The 20,995-nt window shown below is 60.5% G+C and carries 15 protein-coding genes; 11 read left to right on the forward strand and 4 right to left on the reverse strand.

Going from position 1 to position 20,995, the window contains the following annotated elements; genetic code table 11:
- Positions 1 to 6: 6 nt before the first annotated feature.
- Both Q1A34_RS04075 and Q1A34_RS04080 read right to left on the reverse strand, forming a co-directional pair.
- Positions 7 to 885 carry a lysophospholipid acyltransferase family protein gene (locus Q1A34_RS04075; protein WP_300031091.1) on the reverse strand — a complete coding sequence of 293 codons (879 nt, stop codon included), beginning with the start codon at positions 883 to 885 and terminating at the stop codon, positions 7 to 9.
- An 80-nt stretch (positions 886 to 965) separates the two neighbouring features.
- Positions 966 to 4,364 carry an indolepyruvate ferredoxin oxidoreductase family protein gene (locus Q1A34_RS04080; RefSeq protein ID WP_300031094.1) on the reverse strand — a complete coding sequence of 1,133 codons (3,399 nt, stop codon included), beginning with the start codon at positions 4,362 to 4,364 and terminating at the stop codon, positions 966 to 968.
- 172 nt (positions 4,365 to 4,536) lie between these two features.
- On the opposite strand from Q1A34_RS04080, the gene Q1A34_RS04085 reads away from it, so the two are divergent.
- The 3 genes from Q1A34_RS04085 (at position 4,537) to purL (ending at position 10,306) form a co-directional block, all read left to right on the forward strand.
- Positions 4,537 to 5,445 (forward strand): LysR family transcriptional regulator, encoded by a 909-nt coding sequence (locus Q1A34_RS04085; protein WP_300031097.1) that lies wholly within the window; start codon positions 4,537 to 4,539, stop codon positions 5,443 to 5,445.
- A 281-nt stretch (positions 5,446 to 5,726) separates the two neighbouring features.
- Entirely contained in the window at positions 5,727 to 8,015 is a 2,289-nt protein-coding gene (locus Q1A34_RS04090; protein ID WP_300031100.1) for a mechanosensitive ion channel family protein, read from the forward strand.
- Between the two features lie 131 nt (positions 8,016 to 8,146).
- Entirely contained in the window at positions 8,147 to 10,306 is a 2,160-nt protein-coding gene (purL, locus tag Q1A34_RS04095) for a phosphoribosylformylglycinamidine synthase subunit PurL (protein WP_300031103.1), read from the forward strand.
- Positions 10,307 to 10,331: 25 nt separating this feature from the next.
- Here purL and Q1A34_RS04100 read toward each other — a convergent pair whose 3' ends face one another.
- Together Q1A34_RS04100 and Q1A34_RS04105 are read right to left on the reverse strand one after the other, a co-directional pair.
- On the reverse strand, positions 10,332 to 11,597 hold the full coding sequence (locus tag Q1A34_RS04100) for a VWA domain-containing protein (RefSeq protein ID WP_300031106.1): 1,266 nt from the start codon (positions 11,595 to 11,597) through the stop codon (positions 10,332 to 10,334).
- An 81-nt stretch (positions 11,598 to 11,678) separates the two neighbouring features.
- Positions 11,679 to 12,587, reverse strand: coding sequence for a MoxR family ATPase (locus tag Q1A34_RS04105; protein ID WP_300031109.1), 909 nt, complete (start codon positions 12,585 to 12,587; stop codon positions 11,679 to 11,681).
- 299 nt (positions 12,588 to 12,886) lie between these two features.
- Here Q1A34_RS04105 and Q1A34_RS04110 point away from each other — a divergent pair, with 299 nt between their 5' ends.
- The 8 genes from Q1A34_RS04110 (at position 12,887) to Q1A34_RS04145 (ending at position 20,953) form a co-directional block, all read left to right on the forward strand.
- Positions 12,887 to 13,816, forward strand: coding sequence for a phosphoadenosine phosphosulfate reductase (locus Q1A34_RS04110; RefSeq protein WP_300031112.1), 930 nt, complete (start codon positions 12,887 to 12,889; stop codon positions 13,814 to 13,816).
- A 38-nt stretch (positions 13,817 to 13,854) separates the two neighbouring features.
- Positions 13,855 to 14,889 carry a dihydroorotase gene (gene pyrC, locus Q1A34_RS04115; RefSeq protein WP_300031115.1) on the forward strand — a complete coding sequence of 345 codons (1,035 nt, stop codon included), beginning with the start codon at positions 13,855 to 13,857 and terminating at the stop codon, positions 14,887 to 14,889.
- A 67-nt stretch (positions 14,890 to 14,956) separates the two neighbouring features.
- A complete protein-coding gene (locus tag Q1A34_RS04120) occupies positions 14,957 to 15,634 on the forward strand; it encodes an orotate phosphoribosyltransferase (RefSeq protein WP_300031118.1) in 678 nt (225 codons plus the stop codon).
- Between the two features lie 236 nt (positions 15,635 to 15,870).
- Entirely contained in the window at positions 15,871 to 17,364 is a 1,494-nt protein-coding gene (locus tag Q1A34_RS04125) for a replicative DNA helicase (protein ID WP_300031120.1), read from the forward strand.
- Between the two features lie 478 nt (positions 17,365 to 17,842).
- A complete protein-coding gene (pufB, locus tag Q1A34_RS04130; RefSeq protein ID WP_300031123.1) occupies positions 17,843 to 17,998 on the forward strand; it encodes a light-harvesting antenna LH1, beta subunit in 156 nt (51 codons plus the stop codon).
- 12 nt (positions 17,999 to 18,010) lie between these two features.
- Positions 18,011 to 18,355: a light-harvesting protein gene (locus Q1A34_RS04135; RefSeq protein ID WP_300031126.1), complete on the forward strand. Its 345-nt coding sequence runs from the start codon at positions 18,011 to 18,013 to the stop codon at positions 18,353 to 18,355.
- A gap of 97 nt (positions 18,356 to 18,452) precedes the next feature.
- Complete coding sequence (locus Q1A34_RS04140; protein ID WP_300031129.1) at positions 18,453 to 19,910, forward strand: PucC family protein; 1,458 nt, start codon at positions 18,453 to 18,455, stop codon at positions 19,908 to 19,910.
- On the forward strand, positions 19,907 to 20,953 hold the full coding sequence (locus Q1A34_RS04145; RefSeq protein WP_300031132.1) for a PucR family transcriptional regulator: 1,047 nt from the start codon (positions 19,907 to 19,909) through the stop codon (positions 20,951 to 20,953). Before Q1A34_RS04140 ends, Q1A34_RS04145 begins: the two co-directional genes overlap by 4 nt.
- Positions 20,954 to 20,995 lie beyond the last annotated feature (42 nt).

Genomic DNA, 20,995 nt, shown 5'->3' on the forward strand with positions numbered 1-20,995 from the left:
ACCGGATCAGTTCCGGTGCCGCGCTTCAAACTCATATCCCAGCTCGAAATTCTGCGCCGGGTCTGACGACAGGCCATACGTTGCTTTTCGCAGAAAATCCATCATCGCTTTACTGTCGCGCGACAAAGAGTCAAGCCGGGCCGGATCCAGCGGGCTGCCAATCGCCACACGCACAGGGGTATCCACACGTTTGCCAAACTCTTTGATCAGCAGACCCATACGCAACGTGTTGTGCAAATGACTGGCAATCTGGAACAGACGGCTGGTGTGTCCCTCAAAATACATCGGCACCACAGTCGCATTCGATTTTGCAATCATGCGCGCCGTAAAACTGCGCCAGCCCGGATCCATTGGCGTGGAGAACGGCCGGGCCGCCGTGCTGACCGTTCCGCCGGGGAAAATACCGATGGCGCCCCCCTGCGCCAGGTAATCCAGCGCTGTTTTCCGGGTGCGGATGTTGGCGCTCATTGCCGCGCGCGTATCGTCAAAGCTGATGGGCAGGACGACGCGGTTCAGGTCTGCAGACTTCCGAAAGACGGTGTTCGCCAGAATGCGGAAATCGCCACGCGTTCTGGCAAGGATATGGCCCATCATCAGACCATCCAGAATACCGTAAGGGTGATTTGCCAGCAGGATCAGCGGACCGTCGTGTGGGATGGCCCCCAGACCGCCCTCTGCGATCTCCAGGGTGAGGCCGTAACGCTCGACCATCACATCGAAAAAATCGCGCCCTGCTGCGACCTCGTGCTCGTAACCTTCGGCGCGCCTGATCAGACGCAGACGCCCGGTGGAATTCTCCATCAGACGGATCAGCGCACGGCCGCCACGGGATTCCGCCGAATAGGAATAACTGATCTCCGCTGCGGTATTTGAGCGAATAGCCAAAACGGTGCGCGTCCTTTCACGGCGATCTGAGGGTCTGAGCGGGACCTATCATGCCCTGCGTGTATGACAATCCTGTAAATTCATTCTGCAGCGCGCGCCGTATCCGTGCCGCCCGCGCGGATGGTCGACAAAAGCTCTTCGCGGCGCTTCGATGCCCTTTCGGCATTGGCCAGTTTCACCGGACCAAACCCACGGATCTGCATCGGCAGCTCGGCAAGCGCCAGAATGGCCGGCCGCGTCGCGGCGTCCAGCAACGGGAGAACTTCTTTCATGTCCCGCTCATACTGGCGGATCAGAGCGCGTTCCATGCGGCGTTCCTCCGTGTATCCGAACACGTCCAGCGGCGTGCCGCGCAGGCGCTTCATTCCGGCCAGCAACCGCAGCGGGCGTTCCAGCCACGCCCCAAAAGCGCGTTTTTGCGGACGGCCGTCAGGACCTGTTTTCGACAGCATCGGAGGGGCCAGGTGATAGGTGATCCTGAAATCACCATCGAAAGTCTCAGCGGCTTTTTCGCGCGTGCTTTTCAACAGACGCGCGACTTCATATTCATCCTTATACGACAGCAGTTTATGATAAGATGTTAAAGCGAGCGCTTTCACTTCTGAATCGTCGATGCTGTCCACAAACCGTCTGTAGCGCCGCGCAAGCCTGCGGCTCTGATACCCCGTCAGGTGTTCTTCACGAAAGGCGATCTTCTCTTGGGTGGTTTTTGGCATCTGAATGACTTTGGGCTGCAGCAATGACGCCGCATCCACAGGGTGTTCAACAGCCCAGCGTCCGATATCAAAGGCCCGCAGGTTCTGCTCTACAGCAGCCCCGTTCAGCGAAATGGCCTCGCGGATCGCTTCCTCGCTCAGCGGCAGGTACCCGCGCTGCCAGGCGGCACCAAAGATCATCATGTTTGAAAAGATCGAATCTCCCAGCGTGACCCGCGCAAGCTCGGAGGCATCAAACATCTGCAACCGGTCCTGCAGCCGTGCCTCCAGAGCAAGGCTGAGCTGCTCTGACGGCAGGCGGAATTCGGTGTCGCGCGTGAAGTCCCCGGTGATGATCTCATGGCTGTTCACCACGGCACCTGTCCGGCCCTGGCGGGTCAGCCCGAGTGTTTTCGCACCCGCGGACACCACAAGATCACCGCCGATCAGCGCGTCCGCCTCGCCCGTCGCGACACGTATCGCACTGATATCGCCGGGATCTTCGGCAAGGCGGCAATGAATGTGCACCGCGCCGCCTTTCTGGGCGAGACCGGCCATTTCCATCATGCCAGCCCCTTTGCCGTCCAGATGTGCAGCCTGGGCCATCACAGCGCCGATCGTCACAACGCCTGTGCCGCCAACCCCGGTAATGATGACGTTAAATGTGCCATCAATCGGTGGCAGTTCCGGTTTCGCCAGATCCGGCAGATCGAGCCTGGCGGTGGGTTCTTTGCGCAGTTTTGCACCCTCCAGCGTCACGAAAGAGGGACAGAACCCTTTGACACAGCTGAAGTCCTTGTTGCAGCTGGACTGATCAATCGCCCGTTTGCGACCCAGTTCCGTTTCTGCTGGCACAACAGAGACACAGTTCGACTGTACGCCGCAATCGCCACAGCCCTCGCAGACATCGGTGTTGATGAACACGCGCTTGTCCGGATCCGGAAACAACCTGCGCTTGCGGCGGCGGCGTTTTTCTGCGGCACAGGTCTGGATATAAACGATTGCTGTCACGCCGGGGGTCTTTGCAAACTTTGCCTGCACATTTTGCAAATTGGCACGCTCGTGGATTTCGACGTTCTGAAACGCTTTGAAATCAACGTCTTCCTTTTCATCATAGACAACTGCGACCTCGGCCAGTCCCATCGCCTGCAGTTCCCTAACAATCCGCGGGGCCGAGAGATCACCGTCATTGCCCTGCCCGCCCGTCATCGCAACCGCGTCGTTATAGAGGATCTTGTAGGTAATGTTCGTGCCCTGGCTCAGCGCCGCGCGGATCGCCTGAACCCCCGAATGGTTATAAGTGCCATCCCCAAGGTTCTGGAACACATGATCGCGGGTCGAAAAGGGTGCTTCGCCGATCCAGTTGGCGCCCTCGCCGCCCATATGCGTAAAACCGGAGGTTTCGCGATCCATCCAGATCGCCATAAAATGGCAGCCGATCCCGGCATAGGCCCTGCTGCCTTCCGGCACTTTGGTGGAGGTGTTGTGCGGGCAACCTGAGCAGAAATAGGGAAGCCGTGCCGCGATTTCGGTGGCGTTATCAGCGCGGCGTGCCTCGTCCAGGACGGCCAGACCGGCTTTGATACCGTCACTGTTGCGGCCTTCCTCAACCAGAACCTCGCCCAGTTTCTGCGCAATATCAACCGGATCCAGCGCCCATTTCGATGAAAAGAACTCCTGCCCTTCCTTGCGCCCGCCATAGACCCGCCGCCCGCGCCGGTCATCAAATATCGCCTCTTTGATCTGAACCTCGATCAGTTTGCGTTTTTCCTCGACGACAACGATCAGGTCGAGCCCTTCCGCCCAGTCATGAAACCCTTTCATGTCCAGCGGCCAGGTCTGGCCCACTTTGTAGGTGGTGATGCCCAGCCGTTCGGCCTCCTGCGCATCAATGTTCAGCAGGCTCAGAGCATGCACCAGATCCAGCCAGTTTTTACCAGCGGCAACGAAACCGATCTTTGCGCCGGGTTTGCCCCAGACGCGCCTGTCCATTTTGTTGGCGTGCGAAAACGCCTCGGCCGCGTATCTTTTGTAGTCAATCAGCCGGGCTTCCTGGTCCACCCGGTCATCGGGCAGACGAATGTTCAGCCCGCCCTGAGGCAGATCAAAGTCAGGCGTCACAAATGACAGCCGCCCCGGATCGCCATCTACAACGGATGTCACCTCGATGGTGTCCTTCATTGTTTTGAGACCAACCCAGACGCCGGCATACCGCGACAGGGAAAACCCATAGAGGCCATAGTCGATCACTTCCTGCACACCGGCAGGGCTGACCACCGGCATATAGGCATCAACCATGGCAAATTCCGACTGGTGCAGCACGGTCGAGGATTCACCGGTGTGATCATCCCCCATGGCCATCACCACACCGCCGTATTCGGACGAACCCGCCATGTTCGCGTGGCGCATCACATCGCCTGTGCGGTCCACACCGGGCCCTTTGCCGTACCACAGCCCAAAGACGCCATCATATCGGCCTTCGCCGCGCAGCTCAGCCTGCTGACTGCCCCAGAGCGCGGTTGCCGCAAGATCCTCGTTCAGACCGGGCTGAAAGGTGACCTCATGCTCGGTCAGCTGCTTCATGGCGCGCTGCATCTGCATGTCCACCGCCCCGAGCGGCGAGCCGCGATACCCCGTAACGAGCCCGGCGGTGTTCAGACCAGCCGCACGGTCGCGGGCTTTCTGCATCAGCATCAGACGCACAAGGGCCTGTGTGCCGTTCAGCAGCACCTGGCTCTTTTCCAGATCATAGCGGTCGTTCAGTGTAATTTTCTGCGTGCTCATCAGGCGCCCTCCCCGGCGTTTCCAGTGTTGCACATATCTGGCGCAATAATAGGTCACAAAAGCTGACCTGTATAGGGTTATTCCCATAAAATAACGCACACATGATGCCCGGCCCTGTATTTTGTGATCAGATAGCGCTACCAACCCAGGTGAAACCAAATCGGGAACCGACATGGACTGGGATAAGCTGAGGATTTTTCATGCTGTGGCAGATGCAGGGTCGCTGACCCATGCAGGCGACAAGCTGAATCTGTCGCAATCTGCGGTCAGCCGTCAGATTCGCGGATTGGAGGAATCACTGAATGCCACGCTGTTTCACCGGCACGCGCGCGGGCTGATCCTGACGGAACAGGGTGAGTTGCTGTTTGACGCAACCTCGGCGATGTCTCGCCGGCTGGACACCGCATCCGCGCGGATCAGAGACAGCGAAGAAGAAGTCTTTGGTGAGCTGCGTGTGACAACCACAACCGGGTTCGGCACGCTCTGGCTGGCCCCAAGGCTCCCGAAACTCTATGAGCGGTATCCGGATCTCAAAATCGATCTGATGCTCGAAGAGCGGGTTCTGGATCTGCCAATGCGCGAAGCAGATGTCGCCATCCGCATGAAAGAACCCAGTCAGGCCGATCTGATCCGAAAGAAACTGATGATGATCCGCATGTGCCTCTATGCGACGCCGGACTACCTGGCAGAACACAATGCGCCTCAGGACATAGAGGATATCGCAGATCACAGGTTGATCTGTCAGAACACGGAGAGCGATCAGGTCGGTGCGGGGCGCAGCCTGGTACAGCACCTGATGACATATGACATCCGCTCGCTGCTGACAGTGAACAACTATTTCGGGGTTTTGCAGGGTGTGCTGCACAATCTGGGCATCGGTGTGCTGCCCGACTATGTCACGCAGGACTTTCCGGATCTTGTGCGCGTGCTGCCCGATCACGAGTCGGCTGACGTGCCTGTTTTTCTCGCCTATCCCGAGGAATTGCGGCATTCCCAGCGGGTCGCAGCCTTCAAGGATTTCGTTCAGGAAGAGATCATCAGTTACCGTAAACTGCTGAGAGATCAACAGAAATCTGACTGACCGGCGAGCTATGCAAAAATCGCATATCGGACATGCTGCCGCAGGTGCATAATCTGCCTTGATTGGCGGCAATGTGCACCCTATTTCAGCATTCGAAGGCGGCGGAACGCTGTTCTGCCCTTCATACCTCCCTGTTGGACTTGGCCGAGCTTCGTGCTCGGCCTTTTTTTTGCAGTGGCACTGCAACATCAGGTGGCAGCATCCGTTTCCCCGGACCGTCATGCTTGCAATACCTGTCGAAAAGGCCAGTCTGTGTGCGCTGGTTGATCGGGGGATTACAGATGATTATTCGATTCGTATGGCTTTGCGCCATGTCGCTGATGTTGCTCGCGCTGCCCGGTACCGGTACGGCTCAGGGCCTGTCGGTCGGGGACACAGGCGCGCCTGCCAGCGTTGAGGTTCCCGAGGACCTGACCCCGGAAACCGTGCGGGACCTGGTCGCCGGGCTGACAGACGCACAGATCCGCCAGCTGCTGCTTGAGCGCCTTGATGCCGTGGCAGAGGCCCAGCAGGAAGCTGCCGCCGAAGCCTCTGGCGCGGGCGCAAACCTGTTTTACCATGCAACAACCGGTGCCGTGCAGGAGATCATCCTGTCGGTCAGGAAACTGCCGGTTCTGTTTGAACGCCAGCCCCAGGCGTTTGTGACCTTTTTTGACACCTTCGGCGGCAGCGGCATCCTGCAGATGCTTGGCTTTTTCGCGATCATTCTGGCCGCCGGGTTTGCTGCTGAATTCGTTGTAAACCGCCTCACGCGCAACTGGCATCTGTCTGCGGCAGACACCGCCGGGGACACATCCCGCAGCGCTTTCCGCACGCTGGGCAAAAAGCTCTGCCGTGATCTGCTGGGGGTATTCGTCTTTGTTGCTGTGGCCCGCACCGTCGCCTTTTCGATCCTGCCGCCCGATATGCTGCCCTATGGCGGCATCATTCTGTTCAACCTCGTCGCCCTGCCCCGCATCGCCATGGCGCTTGCCGGGTTTCTGCTGTCCCCGAAACAGCCCGAATACCGCTTTGTGAACACAGACGACAGGACGGCACGGTTTCTCAGCCGGCACATTCTGGGCTTTTCGCTGCTGATCGGCTTTATGATGGCTATTCTGGAATTCAACGCCATCAATGGTCTGGAGGCCGGTGAGACCCGTCTGGGCTTCTGGCTGAACCTTGCAGTGCACCTTTATATCGTATGGATGGCCTGGCGCGCCCGGTTCGGCCTGGTGGACATGATGCGCGGCGCAGATGATGATGTCAGCCCCATCGAAGAACGCGTGTCCCGGGCATATCCGTGGTTTGCCATCGCGGTCTCTGTCGGCACCTGGTGGGTGGTGAATATCCTGACCAGCTACAAGGCCTGGGAGCTGCTCAGCACCACCCCCCACTTCAAAAGCATGGCTCTGCTCCTGCTGGCCCCCGCGATGGATACTGCCGTTCGTGGCATCGTGCGGCACCTGATGCCCGAGATGTCCGGCGAAGGGATCGTAGCAGAACGCGCGCATGTCGCGGCAGAGCGTTCCTGGGTGCGGATCGGCCGGGTAATAGTCTTTGGCCTGGTGATCATTCAGATCGCCAGTTTCTGGGGCATGTCGCCTGTGCGCATTGCCTCCGGCGCGGTTGGCGAGCAGTTCGCCGCCAGCATCATCGAATTCCTGATCGTTGTCGCCGCCGGTTATCTGGCCTGGGAAATCGTGTCGCTGGTCGTCAATCGCCAGCTGGCGGCTGAAATGACCGCCTCGGGTGCCGTGCCGGATGAGGAAGCCATCGGCGGCGATGGTGGTGGCGCGGGGGGCTCGCGCCTGTCGACGGTTCTGCCCCTGATCCTGCTGGCGGCCCATACGGCCATTGCGGTGCTTTTTGCCCTGATTGCACTGAGCGCGCTGGGGATCGACACCACGCCGCTGCTGGCCGGTGCCGGTATCGCCGGTCTGGCCATCGGTTTTGGCGCGCAGAAACTGGTGACAGATGTTGTCTCGGGCATCTTCTTTCTGGTCGATGACGCCTTTCGCGTGGGCGAATATGTCGAGGTGGGCGACACCAAAGGTACGGTCGAGAAAATCTCTGTACGTTCGATGCAACTGCGCCACCACCGCGGTCTGGTGCACACGCTGCCCTATGGTGAGATCCCCAAGATCACCAACTACAGCCGCGACTGGGTGATCATGAAACTGAAATTCACCGTGCCCTTTGACACCGACCCGGAAAAAGTCCGCAAGCTCTTCAAGAAAATCGGCCAGGAAGTCCAGGCAATGGACCTTTACAAGGACGACATGCTGCAACCCTTTAAATCCCAGGGCGTGTTCAATTTCGACGACGTGGGCATGGTGATCCGCGGCAAATTTATGGCCCGCCCGGGCTCACAGTTCATGATGCGCAAGGAAATTTATAACCGGGTCAAGGCCGTGTTCGACGAGAACGGCATCGAGTTTGCCCGCCGCGAGGTGCGTGTAAATGTGAACGCCGAGGGCCACGAAGAGGAAGCTGCTGACATGTCCAAAGTGGCAGGTGCGGCAGCTTCGGGCGCGGTACAGGCCGGTCTGGCAGGTCAGGGTGCCGCACCGCCCAAGGACGGCCCCTGAACCCATCACGCGCCCGGCGGCGCCTGCGTTAACAAGCACCATAGGGGAATGCGGGCGTTCTCCTCTTCCATGGCAGCGCCCGCCCATGTAAGAGGTGCGCATCATCTGCCAGCCCGGGGGACTATCGGCACATGCAAGAGCCTGCAATCACACCTGAACTGATCGCCAGCCACGGGCTCAGCCCCGAGGAATACCGGCGCATTCTCGAGATCATCGGGCGCGAGCCGAGTTTTACCGAACTGGGTATCTTCTCGGCAATGTGGAACGAGCACTGCTCGTACAAGTCATCCAAAAAATGGCTGCGGACCCTGCCTACCACCGGCCCCCAGGTCATTTGCGGCCCGGGCGAGAACGCGGGCGTGGTCGACATTGGCGATGGCCAGGCCGTGGTCTTCAAAATGGAAAGCCACAATCACCCGTCCTACATCGAACCCTATCAGGGGGCTGCAACCGGTGTGGGCGGTATTCTGCGTGATGTCTTTACCATGGGCGCGCGCCCCATCGCCGCGATGAACTCGCTCAGCTTTGGCACCCCCGCGCATCCGAAAACCAGACAGCTGGTCAACGGTGTCGTCGAAGGTATCGGCGGCTATGGCAACTGTTTCGGCGTCCCCACCGTGGGTGGAGAGGTGCGCTTTCATTCCGCCTATAATGGCAACTGTCTGGTCAATGCCTTTGCTGCCGGTCTCGCCGATGCGGACAGCATCTTTTATTCTGCGGCCTCGGGCGTGGGCATGCCGGTGGTTTATCTGGGAGCACGCACGGGCCGGGACGGTGTCGGCGGTGCAACCATGGCATCCGCCGAGTTCGACGACACGATCGAGGAAAAACGCCCCACAGTTCAGGTCGGCGATCCATTTACCGAAAAGCGTCTGATGGAGGCGACCCTGGAGCTGATGGCCACCGGTGCTGTGATCTCGATCCAGGATATGGGCGCTGCCGGGCTCACCTGTTCGGCTGTGGAGATGGGCGACAAGGGCAATCTGGGCGTCCGGCTGGATCTGGAATGCGTGCCGGTCCGCGAAGAGAACATGAGCGCCTACGAGATGATGCTCTCGGAAAGCCAGGAGCGTATGCTGATGGTCCTGCGCCCCGAGCTTGAGGACGCAGCCCGCGCCGTTTTTGACAAATGGGACCTGGATTTTGCCATTGTGGGCGAGACAATTGCCGAAGACCGCTTCCTCATAAAGCTGAACGGCGAGACCAAGGCAGATCTGCCGCTCAAGTCACTGGCAGGGACGGCGCCCGAGTATGACCGCCCCTGGGTGGAAACACCGCCTGCCATCGATCAGGGGACGGTGGCGGGTATCGACCCGCTTGACGGTCTGCGCGCCCTGATCTCCAGCCCGAATTACGCGGCCAAGGAGTGGGTCTATTCGCAATACGACACGATGGTGATGGCCAATACCGTGCGCGTACCTGGTCTGGGGGCCGGTATCGTGCGCGTGCATGGCACGGACAAAGCGCTTGCCTTCACCTCAGATGTCACGCCGCGATATGTCAAAGCTAACCCCTTTGAGGGTGGCAAACAGGCCGTGGCCGAGGCGTACCGCAATCTTTGTGCTGTGGGGGCAACGCCGCTGGCGACAACAGACAATATGAACTTTGGCAACCCGGAAAAGCCCGAGATCATGGGACAGTTTGTGGGTGCGATCAAAGGGATCGGCGAAGCTGTATCAGCCCTGGATATGCCGATCGTGTCGGGCAATGTCTCGCTGTACAACGAGACTGACGGCAAGGGTATTCTGCCGACCCCGACAATCGGCGCTGTGGGATTGCTCACCCATACGGACGACATTATCGGGTTTGAGGTGCGTGAAGGCTACCGCGCCCTGCTGCTGGGGGCTGCGGGCCGGCATATGGGACAGTCTGCGCTGCTGGCCGAGGCCTTTGGCCGCGAGGATGGCGACGCACCTGCGGTGGATCTGGGGGTAGAGCGCGCGCACGGCACGTTTATCCGCAAAAACCACATGCACATCAGCGCCTGCACCGATCTGTCGGATGGCGGGCTGGCGCTGGCCGCTTTCGAGATGGCAGAGGCCGCAGGGCTGGGAGTGACACTGACCGACGGAGACACGCCGACGCTCTTTGGTGAGGATCAGGGACGCTATCTGATCGCCTGCACCAAAACGCAGTCGGCGACACTGCGCGCCGCGGCAGAGGAGGCCGGTCTGGAGCTGACGGAAGTCGGACAGTTTGGCGGCGATGTGGTTCAGTTCGGCAATGCCATGGCACCGCTGGACTTCCTGACCGATATTTACCGCAGCAGCTTTGCCGGGGCCGTCGCCTGAACCACCAGCCGCCACGCGCTGTCTGTCAGGATCCGATCATCCGCATCAGCCGGGTTTTCTCGCCCACATCATCAGGGCGGGAGATCACCTCTGCCAGGGTCTCCAGCGATTCAATCGAATGGCCCGCGCGGAAACTGTGAACATGCGGCAGCATGGCCGCGATACCCTGGGCTTTTGGCGCGAACCCTTCCCAGCGCAGCAACGGGTTCAGCCAGATCAGACGCCGTGATGACAGGCTGAGGCGTTCCATCTGACGGGCCAGTTCATCGGGATCATCCCTGTCCAGCCCATCCGTGATGATCAGCACCACAGCGCCCTGCCCCATGACCCGGCGCGACCAGTCGCGGTTGAAGGTGGCCAGGCATTCACCGATGCGGGTGCCCCCTTCCCAGTCCTGCGCCTCTGCCCCCGCTGCGGCCAGGGCTGCATCCACATCGCGGGTCGCCAGGTGACGCGTGATGTTGGTGAGCCGCGTGCCAAAGGTAAAGGCGTGCACCTTTGCCCAACCGGCCCCTTTTGCATTGGACACCGTGTGCAGAAAGTGCAGCACAATGCGGCTGTACTGGCTCATCGAGCCGGAGATGTCGCATAACACGACCAGATTTGGCCAGCGCGGCCGCTGGGTCCTGAGCGCGATACTGTGCAGCTCGCCGCCCTGGCGCATGGACTGTCGCAGGGTCCGGGCCGCATCAATCCGGCGCCCGCGCAGGCTGGCCTGCATGCGCCGCGACCTGATGGGTTCGACCGGCAGTGTCAGACGGGCGAGCATACGTTTGGCCTGGGCAACCTCGGCCGTGCTCATCTGTTCAAAATCCAGGCTGCGCAGGCGCTCTTCGGCGGACATGGTCTGGCTGGCGTCCACCACAATCTCGATCTCGTCCTCTGCATCGCTTTCCGGGCGCTCCGGCATATCCGGCGCTTCTGCGCCATCCAACAGAGCCTCAGCCGCGCGCTTTTCTGCCGCCTGGGCCCCGCGGTCTTCCTGGACGCCCCGGACGGCAGGCAGCATCATGGACATCATGTGCTCCAGGTAGCGGGGATCGCGCCAGTAGAGCCGGAACACCTGGGCGAACACGCGCCGGTGCTCTGGCCGGTTCACAAAACAGGCATGCAGCGTCCAGTAGAAATCCCGCTTGTCTGTAAAGCCTGCGGCCTCGACTGCGTGAATGGCATCGATGGTGCGCCCGGTGCCGACAGGCAGACCCGCCTTTCGCAATGCCCGCGCGAAATGCACAATATTGCCCGCCAGCTTTGGGTTTTCGGGCAGTTCAAGCGGGATGTACTCAGGCATGAGACGTCCGCACAGATCTCAGAAGTTCGCGGTGGGCTCTGCCCCCCGCACCCCCCGGGATATTTACCGCCAGAAGAGACACTAGGCGGGTTCCAGTGTCGCGCGCACCTCGTCGAGAATACGTTTGGCCTCTGAGCCCTGCAGTTTCTGAATATCATCCTGATATTTCAGGACAGCGCCAAGTGTGTCAGCGATAACTTCGGGGCTGAGGTTGATCACGTCCAGTGCCAGCAGGCATTTCGCCCAGTCGATCGTTTCGGCCACGCCGGGTTTTTTGAACAGATCCTCGGTGCGCAGGGCCTGGACAAAGGCGACGACCTCGCGGCTCAGGCTGGCAGAGGTTTCGGGTGCGCGGGCGTTCAGGATGTCCATTTCCCGGTCAAAGTCGGGATAGTCGACCCAGTGATAGAGACACCGTCGCTTCAGGGCATCATGTACTTCGCGTGTCCGGTTCGAGGTCAGAATCACGATGGGCGGCTCGGGTGCCACGATTGTGCCCAGTTCGGGAATTGTCACCTGAAAGTCACTCAGCGCCTCCAGCAGGAAGGCCTCAAAGGGTTCATCGGTGCGGTCCAGCTCATCGATCAGCAGCACGGGCGCCCCGGCGGCATCAGGCCGCATCGCCTGCAGCAGCGGCCGTTCAATCAGATAGTCATCGCTGAAAAGCTCTGCCTGCAAACCGGCGCGGCTGGTATCCCCTGCCGCCTCTGCGGTGCGGATCGCCACCATCTGTGCCGGGAAGTTCCATTCATAAACAGCTGTGGCCGCGTCCAGCCCTTCGTAGCACTGCAGACGAATGAGGCGCCGCCCGAGGCTGGCAGCCAGCGCTTTGGCGATCTCTGTCTTGCCCACGCCTGCTTCCCCTTCGAGGAAAAGCGGCCGCCCGAGCGACAAAGACAAAAACACAACCGTCCCCAGCGCGCGGTTGCAGACGTATCCTTCTGCAGCAAGCATTTCCTGCACGGCATCGATGGATTCAGGCTTGGTCATAAAGGCTCCGGGATATGTCCCGTCACCCTGCACTATGGGTCCGTCGCGTCAAGCGCCCTTGTGCCGCCCGACATAGGGCTGCCGTCGCACTGGCCCGGACTGAACGTGCCTGCTGCTTTTTCTGGGCAAGCAGGCCGGCAGCCTGTAGTATCCGGGTGGCTTTGAGGGGGCGTTTGTCCGCTTTTCGGGAACAATCGACGTGTTTGTGCCGCATTGTTTCCACGTAGTGACGATAAACCTTTCGGACTGCCGGAGTGTGTGTTCCGGGCCGGTCTGTTCTGACGAAATGGGGGTTTCGTATGCCGGACACGGCAATAGAATTCGGGCCATCCCTGCGGGGATTGAGTACTGCCGACTGGATCACCGAAGTGTCCGGGCTGGTGGAGCCTTATGGCTATCTGGAACGTCTGGGCCGCCGGCACATGGCCGCCTTTGTTGAGGATGGCGCGACGCTGCTGGTCACGTTTGAAACACTGCAGGGGATCGGCGCGCTCTCGGAACATGCCCGCCCGCTGGGATGGAAGATGGTGCGCAACCACCGCTGGTCCCATCTGGCACTGATCAGCGACGGCGATACATGGTTCCGCGACGCGGCTCTGTACGGCTATTTTGACCGCCTTGTTGACGAGGAGTTTTTTGACGAGTTCGACAGGGTGCTTTTTTACGGTGCGGGCCCCTGTGGCTATGCCGCGGCGGTCTTTTCTGTCGCCGCCCCCGGGGCCACGGTGCTGGCGGTTCAGCCTCAGGCAACTCTCGATCCGAAAATTGCCGGCTGGGACCAGCGCTTTACGGAAGCGCGCCGCACTGACTTTGTGACCCGGTATGGCTATGCGCCTGAGATGCTGGAGGCGGCGGGAGAGGTCTTTGTGCTGTGTGATCCGTATCAGACCGAAGATGCCATGCATGCAGCGCTTATGGATGCGCCTCATGTCACCCGGCTGACCCTGCCTCATATGGGCGCTGCCCTTCAGACCGATCTGTTGCAGATGGGTGTCCTGCTCGACCTGCTGGCGGCTGCGGGCAAAGGCGTGCTGACACCGCATCTCTTTGCCAGACATATGCGCGCCAGACGCGAACACCTGCCCTATCTGCGCCGTCTGCTGGCCCGGCTTGATCACGACGAACGGGACGGCCTGGCCCGTCTGATGTGTCAGAATGTCAGCGCACGGCTCAATGCGCCGCGCTTCGCGGCACGTCTGGAACGCCTCAAAGCCACGGGCTCAGACTGATGCTGGCACTGGTGGCGAACCTGTGCTAGCGCAGGCCCATGACCACGACACTGACGCTCCGCCGCCCCGACGACTGGCACCTGCATCTGCGCGATGGCGCGATGCTGCGCGCTGTCCTTCCTGAAACAGCACGACACTTTGGCCGCGCGATTATCATGCCCAACCTGGTGCCGCCCGTGGTCACGGCAGCCCAGGCGATGGCATACCGCGAACGGATTTGTGCCGCACTGCCCGAAGGCACCGGTTTCACCCCGCTGATGACCCTCTATCTCACCGAGGACACCAACCCCGAAGACGTGGCCGCAGCACATGCCTCCGGTCTGGTTCACGCCGTCAAACTCTATCCCGCCGGGGCCACCACAAATTCGGCCAGCGGAGTGAGCAACTTTGACAACGTCCGGGCAACGCTTGAGAGAATGGCCGGCATCGGCCTGCCGCTCTGCGTGCACGGCGAAGTCACAGACAGCGATATCGACATCTTTGACCGCGAGGCCGTCTTTATTGACCGCGTCCTTGATCCGATCCGGCGCGCGACGCCGGGTCTGCGGGTCGTGATGGAGCACATTACAACGTCTGACGCGGTGGAGTACGCCCGCGCGCAGGGGGACGATCTGGGGGCGACGATCACCACGCATCACCTGGTGATCAACCGCAATCACATCCTGGCGGGCGGGATCAGACCCCACTACTACTGCCTGCCCGTGGCCAAGCGCGAACAGCACCGGCAGGCACTGGTCACAGCCGCCACCAGCGGCAGTGCACGCTTTTTCCTCGGCACGGATTCCGCCCCTCACACAGACGCAAACAAACTGTTGCCCTGCGGCTGCGCAGGCTGTTTCACCGCCACAAACACCCTGTCGATACTGGCGCAGGTTTTCGAAGAGCAGAACGCCCTTGAGCATCTTGAACGCTTCACGTCACTGAACGGCCCGGGCTTTTACCGGCTGCCTGCAAACACCGACACAATCACGCTTGAAAAGAGCGCACCCGATTATCCGGACCACATCGAAACGGATGACGGGCCCGTCACGGTTTTTGACCCGGGCTTCGCGCTGACATGGAAAGTGCTCTGATTTCTTCTGGCCAGAAATATCCCCGCCGGAGGCTCCCGCCCGCGGCCACTATGCAAGGACCCCGATCATGATTCCCACCAGCTATCCCGACGCCTCTGAAATGGCCCGCCTCACCGCCAGGATGCTGCTGGAAATCAGGGCGGTTCACTTCAACACCCAAACGCCCTTCACGCTCGCCTCCGGTCTGCCCAGCCCGACATATATCGACTGCCGCAAGCTGATCAGTTACCCGCGGATACGCGCAACACTGATGGACTTTCTGACCGTTACGGTGATGCGCAACGCGGGTTTTGAGGCTTTCGACAATATCGCAGGCGGCGAGACCGCCGGCATTCCTTTTGCGGCTTTTGTGGCCGAACGCATGGCCCTGCCCATGACCTATGTGCGCAAAAAACCCAAAGGCTACGGGCGCAATGCGCGCATCGAGGGCGCCATGACCGAAGGCCAGCGCGTGCTGCTGGTCGAAGACCTGACAACAGACGGCGGTTCCAAACTGTCTTTTGTGGATGCGATTCGGGAAACCGGCGCCACCTGCGGACATACGGCGGTGATTTTCTATTATGACATCTTCCCCGAAACCGAAAAGACGCTGGGCGATCACGGGGTTGAGCTGCACAGCCTGTGCACCTGGTGGGACGTGCTGGCCGAGGCCAGAAACCAGCAGGCCTTCGACGCGGAGACCCTGGCGGGGGTCGAGAAATTTCTGAACGATCCGCGTAAATGGCAGGAAGAACACAGGAAATAATTTTCTGTCCACAAGACGGGCACAAAGCCTGTCAGAATCGCTCGGATCGGCCTGGATTTTGTGGTAACCTCTGAGCCAGAGACAACATCCGGCGTCTGAAAACTTGTGCACAGGGATATACCCGGCTTATCCCGGGAACCATTCCACATGGATTTGCACAGAGGTTTTTGCTAGAACAGTTGGACCGTGACAATGAAGCACGGAAGCGAGCAGCAAGTGCGCGAACAGGGACAGTCATGAACGAGATTTCGGCCTTCAATCCGACCGGTGTAGACGTGCAGTCGCCCGATACAATGCCGCATTCGATTGAGGCAGAACAGCAGTTGCTGGGCGCCATTCTGACCAACAACGACATCTATGACCGGGTCGCCTCCATCATCGGCGCGAAACATTTTTATGATCCGGTGCACGCGCGCATTTTTGATATTGCCGCCGCGCGCATTGCCAAAAACAACCTGGCCTCTCCCGTCACGCTCAAGGCGTTTATGGAGGATGACGAAGGCCTGAAAGAACTCGGCGGCCCGGCCTATCTCGCCCGCCTGGCCGGGGCGGCTGTGTCTGCCTTTGCCGTGCGCGATTATGCGCAGATGATCTATGATCTGTCGGTGCGCCGCGATCTGATCTCGCTGGGTCGGGAAATCTCGGACAAGGCCGCAAAGATAGACGTGGCCTCAGAGCCCAAAGAACAGATTGTCGAGGCCGAACAGGCGCTTTATTCGCTGGCCGAACAGGGCCAGACGGAAAGCGGATTTCAAAGCTTTCTCAGCGCGGTAACGGACGCGGTTAATGTTGCCAACGCGGCCTACCAGCGCGAAGGTGGCCTCGCGGGCGTGTCCACCGGGCTGATCGATATGGACAAAAAACTGGGCGGGCTGCACCGCTCGGACCTGCTGATCCTTGCGGGGCGTCCTTCTATGGGCAAGACCTCGCTGGCGACCAATATCGCCTTCAACATCGCCAAGGCCTACAAAAAAGGTGTGGGCCCGGACGGCACCGAAGGCGCTGTCGAAGGCGGTGTCGTCGGGTTTTACTCACTTGAGATGAGCGCCGAGCAGCTCGCCGCGCGGATTCTGTCAGAAGCATCAGAAGTACCCTCCGAACAGATCCGTCGCGGCGATATGACCGAGGCCGAATTCCGCCGCTTTGTGGATGCCGCCAAGGCGCTGGAAGCCTGCCCGCTCTTTATTGATGACACGCCTGCCCTGCCCATCTCCCAGCTCGCCGCCCGCGCGCGCCGTCTCAAACGGACCCACGGGCTTGATGTGCTGATGGTCGACTACCTGCAGCTTGTGCGCGGCACGGGCCGGTCTGAAAACCGGGTGAACGAAATCTCCGAGATCACCATGGGGCTGAAAGCCATCGCAAAAGAGCTCGATATCCCGGTGGTTGCCCTCTCCCAGCTGTCCCGTCAGGTGGAAAACCGCGAGGACAAACGCCCCCAGCTGAGCGATCTGCGGGAATCGGGCTCGATCGAGCAGGATGCGGACGTTGTGATGTTCGTGTTCCGCGAGGAATACTACAAAGAGCGCGAAAAACCGGGCGATCACGATCTGGAAGCCATGGCGAAATGGCAGGAAGAAATGGAACGGTTGCACGGCAAGGCCGAGGTGGTGATCGGCAAGCAGCGTCACGGCCCGATTGGCACGGTTGACCTCAGCTTTGAGGGTCGCTTCACCCGTTTCGGCAACCTGGTGCAGCCCTGGCAGCAAGCGGGCGATCAGGAATTCTGAACCATCCAGCGCGACGTCGGCCTGCGAAACGACCAGCCATTAAGAGACCCGGCCAAACCGTGTCTCCCTGCGCACCGCCCGTTCCTGATCCGTCTACCCCCAGGGCTGAGCGCGCCCGAACCGGGCGCACCCCCCGTGGCAAAGCCAAAAACGCAGGGGCGACTCGCCTGTGCGGCCCCGCATCGCGCACAGGCCGCCATCCCTCAGGCCCGACAATGACCCGCCAACCAGCACTGCATTCCCGCGCGCGGGCATAGCCTGCTGGCGTTTCGGGCCTTTAACGGCCTGAGTTGCCGCTGTTTACCGCCTGACAAAAGTGTACATTTAAATTTACACTTGTATTGTCCGAAAATTCTGACAGTCTGTCACTATGGTCCGAGTGTGCGCGTCGTGACTGTAGAGCTGCACAGCACCCTGGCAAATTCTGCCTCCGGCGCTGTCGCAGCACTTCATTTGAAAAGGAATTGGAGGGATCTCTATGTCCGACGACCCAGAAAAGGTTTGGCCAACCGGCCTGACATTACACGAAGCCGAAGAAGTGCACAGCTATCTCATTGATGGCACGCGGGTCTTTGGCCTTATCGCGCTGATTGCGCATATGCTTGTCGCTGCCGCGACACCATGGCTGGGATAAGGGAGGAATACCATGAACAATGCAAAAATGTGGCTTGTCGTCCCTCCTGCGGTCGGTGTTCCGGTCTTTCTCGGCGCAGTAGCGGTTGGATCCTTCGCAGTACACGTCGCTGTTCTCAGCAACACGTCCTGGGTCGCCGACTTCCTGTCCGGGGTTGAGCTTGGCTCCGGTGACCAGCAGGCCGCCGCAGCAACGCTGCCGGAAAACACTGCCAAAGTATCCTATGCGATGCCGACAGCAGAAGGCGGACAGCAGGTTATCGTCATCATGCCCGATGGCACAACGACAACGGCTGTGCTGCAGTCGCCCGGGCTGATCAAAACCAGCGCGGCGCTGCCGTCGACAATCGAACACTGACGCAAGGTCCCTCACCCGTCCGGTGAGGGGCCCTGCCCTGTTCTGACCTGCGGGCCACCGGCCCGCAGGCCGGAGCCTGCCCCATTGCGAGAATAAAATGTTCGACTATCGCACATTTGCCTTGCGAAAGCTCGCTTCTGCCGCCCCGCGCTATCTTCCCTTTGCAGATGTGGCGACGGACGAGGTGCCGCTGTCCCGTCTGTTGCGGTTATCCCTGTTTCAGATCACGGTCGGCATGGCGATTGTCCTGCTCGTGGGCACCCTGAACCGGGTGATGATCGTCGAACTTGGCGTTCCGGCAACCCTCGTCGCCACGATGCTGGCGCTTCCCCTTTTATTTGCCCCTCTGCGCACCCTGATCGGGCATAAATCCGATGTGCATGTCTCTGCCCTCGGGCTGCGCCGTGTGCCCTATATCTGGAAAGGCACGCTCTATCAGTTCGGCGGCTTTGCCATCATGCCCTTTGCCCTGCTGGTTCTCTCCGGCTACGGCGAGGCGGTGGATGCCCCCCGCTGGATCGGCCTGGGCTCGGCAGCCCTTGCCTTTCTGCTGGTCGGCGCCGGTGTGCATATGGTTCAGACCGTGGGCCTGGCACTCGCAACCGATCTGGTGGAGGAAGAGGACCAGCCCAAAGTCGTCGGCCTGATGTATGTCATGCTGCTGTTCGGCATGGTCTTCAGCGCCCTGATCTTCGGCGCGCTGCTCGAAAACTATTCTCCCGGCCGCCTGATCCAGGTGATCCAGGGCGCCGCCGTCACAACCGTCTTTCTCAACCTGCTGGCCCTGTGGAAACAGGAAGCCCGCGACCGCAACCGCGCACAGGAAATGCGTGTCAGACAATCCGCCTCTTTCCGCGCGGCGCTGACAACGCTTGTCCGCAAACCGGGCACGGTCAGACTGCTGGTGGTCATCGCGCTGGGAACCTTCGGATTTGGTGCCGCAGACGTGCTGCTGGAACCCTACGGCGGTCAGGCGCTCGGATTTTCGGTGGCGGAGACCACCCGGCTCACCGCACTGCTGGCCGGTGGCACGCTCATCGGCTTTGGCATCGCGTCGCGGGTGCTGGGCAAGGGTGGCGCACCTGCCCGCCTGGCGCTGATCGGTGCGCTGACCGGCATTCCCGGTTTCGGGGCCATCATCCTGTCGTCCATGGGCGGCGGTGCGCTGATGTTCCTGGCCGGAACGCTGGCCACTGGCCTTGGTGCCGGTCTGTTCGGTCACGCGACCCTGACCGCAACCATGCGCGCGGCAGAGCGCGATCAGATCGGTCTGGCGCTCGGCACCTGGGGCGCTGTCCAGGCAACGGCTGCCGGGCTTGGCGTGGCCCTGGCCGGGGTCGTGCGCGATGTGATCGTGGCCGTGTCGGCCCAGGCGGGTACGGCACCGCATCTGCCCTATAATGCGGTTTTCCTCATCGAAATTGTTTTCCTTGCGCTGGCCTGCGCTATGTTGTTGCCCCTGACAGGCAGACGACGTGCGACCGGACGCCAGACGACAGACACATTTAAAGGGTCCGCACCGGACCTGCATTCCCAACCGGCGGAGGCATCATGACACAGGTCATCACGCGATTTTTCGACAGCGCGCCAAAGGCATTATCGGCAAAACGGGCGCTGGAACTGCAGCGGTTTCCCCGAAAGGATCTGGAAATTCTGACAGATCCAGACACGCTGGTTGCGACACTGACCGCAGAGCAGGTCGACGAGAAGACAGCCGTCGCCTATAAAAAACGGCTCGGTTCAGGCGGTGCGGTTCTGCTGGCAAAAGCCACCTACAAACCGCTGGGCGCTGCCCGGCTCACGCGCGAGACCGCCGATCAGATGGGCGCCCCCGCGACCGACGGGCTGATAGAAGAAGTCTATGTCCAGGACAAGCCCCATCAGGCGGCGACCATCCTGCATGATCATCCGCTGATGCTGTCGCGCCGCCGTGACAGCGCACCCACCGGTTACTATATGGCCGACTGGCCGATTCCGCTGATCGTGCGCAGAAAGCCGCCCGAGGAGTTTCTCTTTCCCCGCCATGCGCGGATGGCAAATTTTCCGATCCCGCTCATCAGCAAACGCAAGCCGGGCGACAGTTTTGCTTTCCCCCGCCACGCGCGGATGGCGAACTTTCCCATCCCGCTGCTCAGCAAACGCAAACCCTCTGACAAATTCGCCTTCCCGCGTCACGCGCGGATGGCGAATTTCCCGATCCCGCTGCTCAGCAAACGCAAACCCTATGACGGCACCAAAATCGGGCGTCATACCCGGATGGCCGGATGGCCCTTCCCGCATCTGATCAATGGCAAAACCGGCACCAATGCGCTCATTCCCGGCGCGCCCCGGATGGCGAATTTCCCCATTCCCCTGCTCAGCAAACGCACGCCGGGCGACAAATTCGCCTTTCCCCGGCATGCCCGCATGGCCAACTTTCCCCTGCCGCTGCTCAGCAAACGCAAACCTTCCGACAAATTTGCCTTCCCGCGTCACAAGCGGATGGCGGACGCCATTCTGCCGCTGATCATCAAGCATGGCGAAGGTAAACAGACCAGCGTTTCCGAAGGCTTTTCGCTCTCCCGCATGTTCGGTTTCCCGACGCTCAAGCAACGCTGACGCGTCAGAACCTGAACAGCTTACAGCCCGGGGCCGCCACAT

It is taken from the genome of uncultured Roseobacter sp., from assembly GCF_947491795.1.
Taxonomy (GTDB): domain Bacteria; phylum Pseudomonadota; class Alphaproteobacteria; order Rhodobacterales; family Rhodobacteraceae; genus Roseobacter.

Bases quoted from the DNA above. Each gene is read 5' to 3' on its own strand.
- Q1A34_RS04085 (WP_300031097.1), top strand. From the start codon at position 4,537: ATGGACTGGGATAAGCTGAGGATTTTTCATGCTGTGGCAGATGCAGGG.
- Q1A34_RS04105 (WP_300031109.1), bottom strand. From the start codon at position 12,587: ATGACCAAGCCTGAATCCATCGATGCCGTGCAGGAAATGCTTGCTGCA.
- pufB (WP_300031123.1), top strand. From the start codon at position 17,843: ATGTCCGACGACCCAGAAAAGGTTTGGCCAACCGGCCTGACATTACAC.
- Q1A34_RS04140 (WP_300031129.1), top strand. From the start codon at position 18,453: ATGTTCGACTATCGCACATTTGCCTTGCGAAAGCTCGCTTCTGCCGCC.
- Q1A34_RS04135 (WP_300031126.1), top strand. From the start codon at position 18,011: ATGAACAATGCAAAAATGTGGCTTGTCGTCCCTCCTGCGGTCGGTGTT.
- Q1A34_RS04110 (WP_300031112.1), top strand. From the start codon at position 12,887: ATGCCGGACACGGCAATAGAATTCGGGCCATCCCTGCGGGGATTGAGT.
- Q1A34_RS04090 (WP_300031100.1), top strand. From the start codon at position 5,727: ATGATTATTCGATTCGTATGGCTTTGCGCCATGTCGCTGATGTTGCTC.
- Q1A34_RS04120 (WP_300031118.1), top strand. From the start codon at position 14,957: ATGATTCCCACCAGCTATCCCGACGCCTCTGAAATGGCCCGCCTCACC.
- Q1A34_RS04145 (WP_300031132.1), top strand. From the start codon at position 19,907: ATGACACAGGTCATCACGCGATTTTTCGACAGCGCGCCAAAGGCATTA.
- purL (WP_300031103.1), top strand. From the start codon at position 8,147: ATGCAAGAGCCTGCAATCACACCTGAACTGATCGCCAGCCACGGGCTC.
- Q1A34_RS04080 (WP_300031094.1), bottom strand. From the start codon at position 4,364: ATGAGCACGCAGAAAATTACACTGAACGACCGCTATGATCTGGAAAAG.
- Q1A34_RS04100 (WP_300031106.1), bottom strand. From the start codon at position 11,597: ATGCCTGAGTACATCCCGCTTGAACTGCCCGAAAACCCAAAGCTGGCG.
- Q1A34_RS04125 (WP_300031120.1), top strand. From the start codon at position 15,871: ATGAACGAGATTTCGGCCTTCAATCCGACCGGTGTAGACGTGCAGTCG.
- pyrC (WP_300031115.1), top strand. From the start codon at position 13,855: ATGACCACGACACTGACGCTCCGCCGCCCCGACGACTGGCACCTGCAT.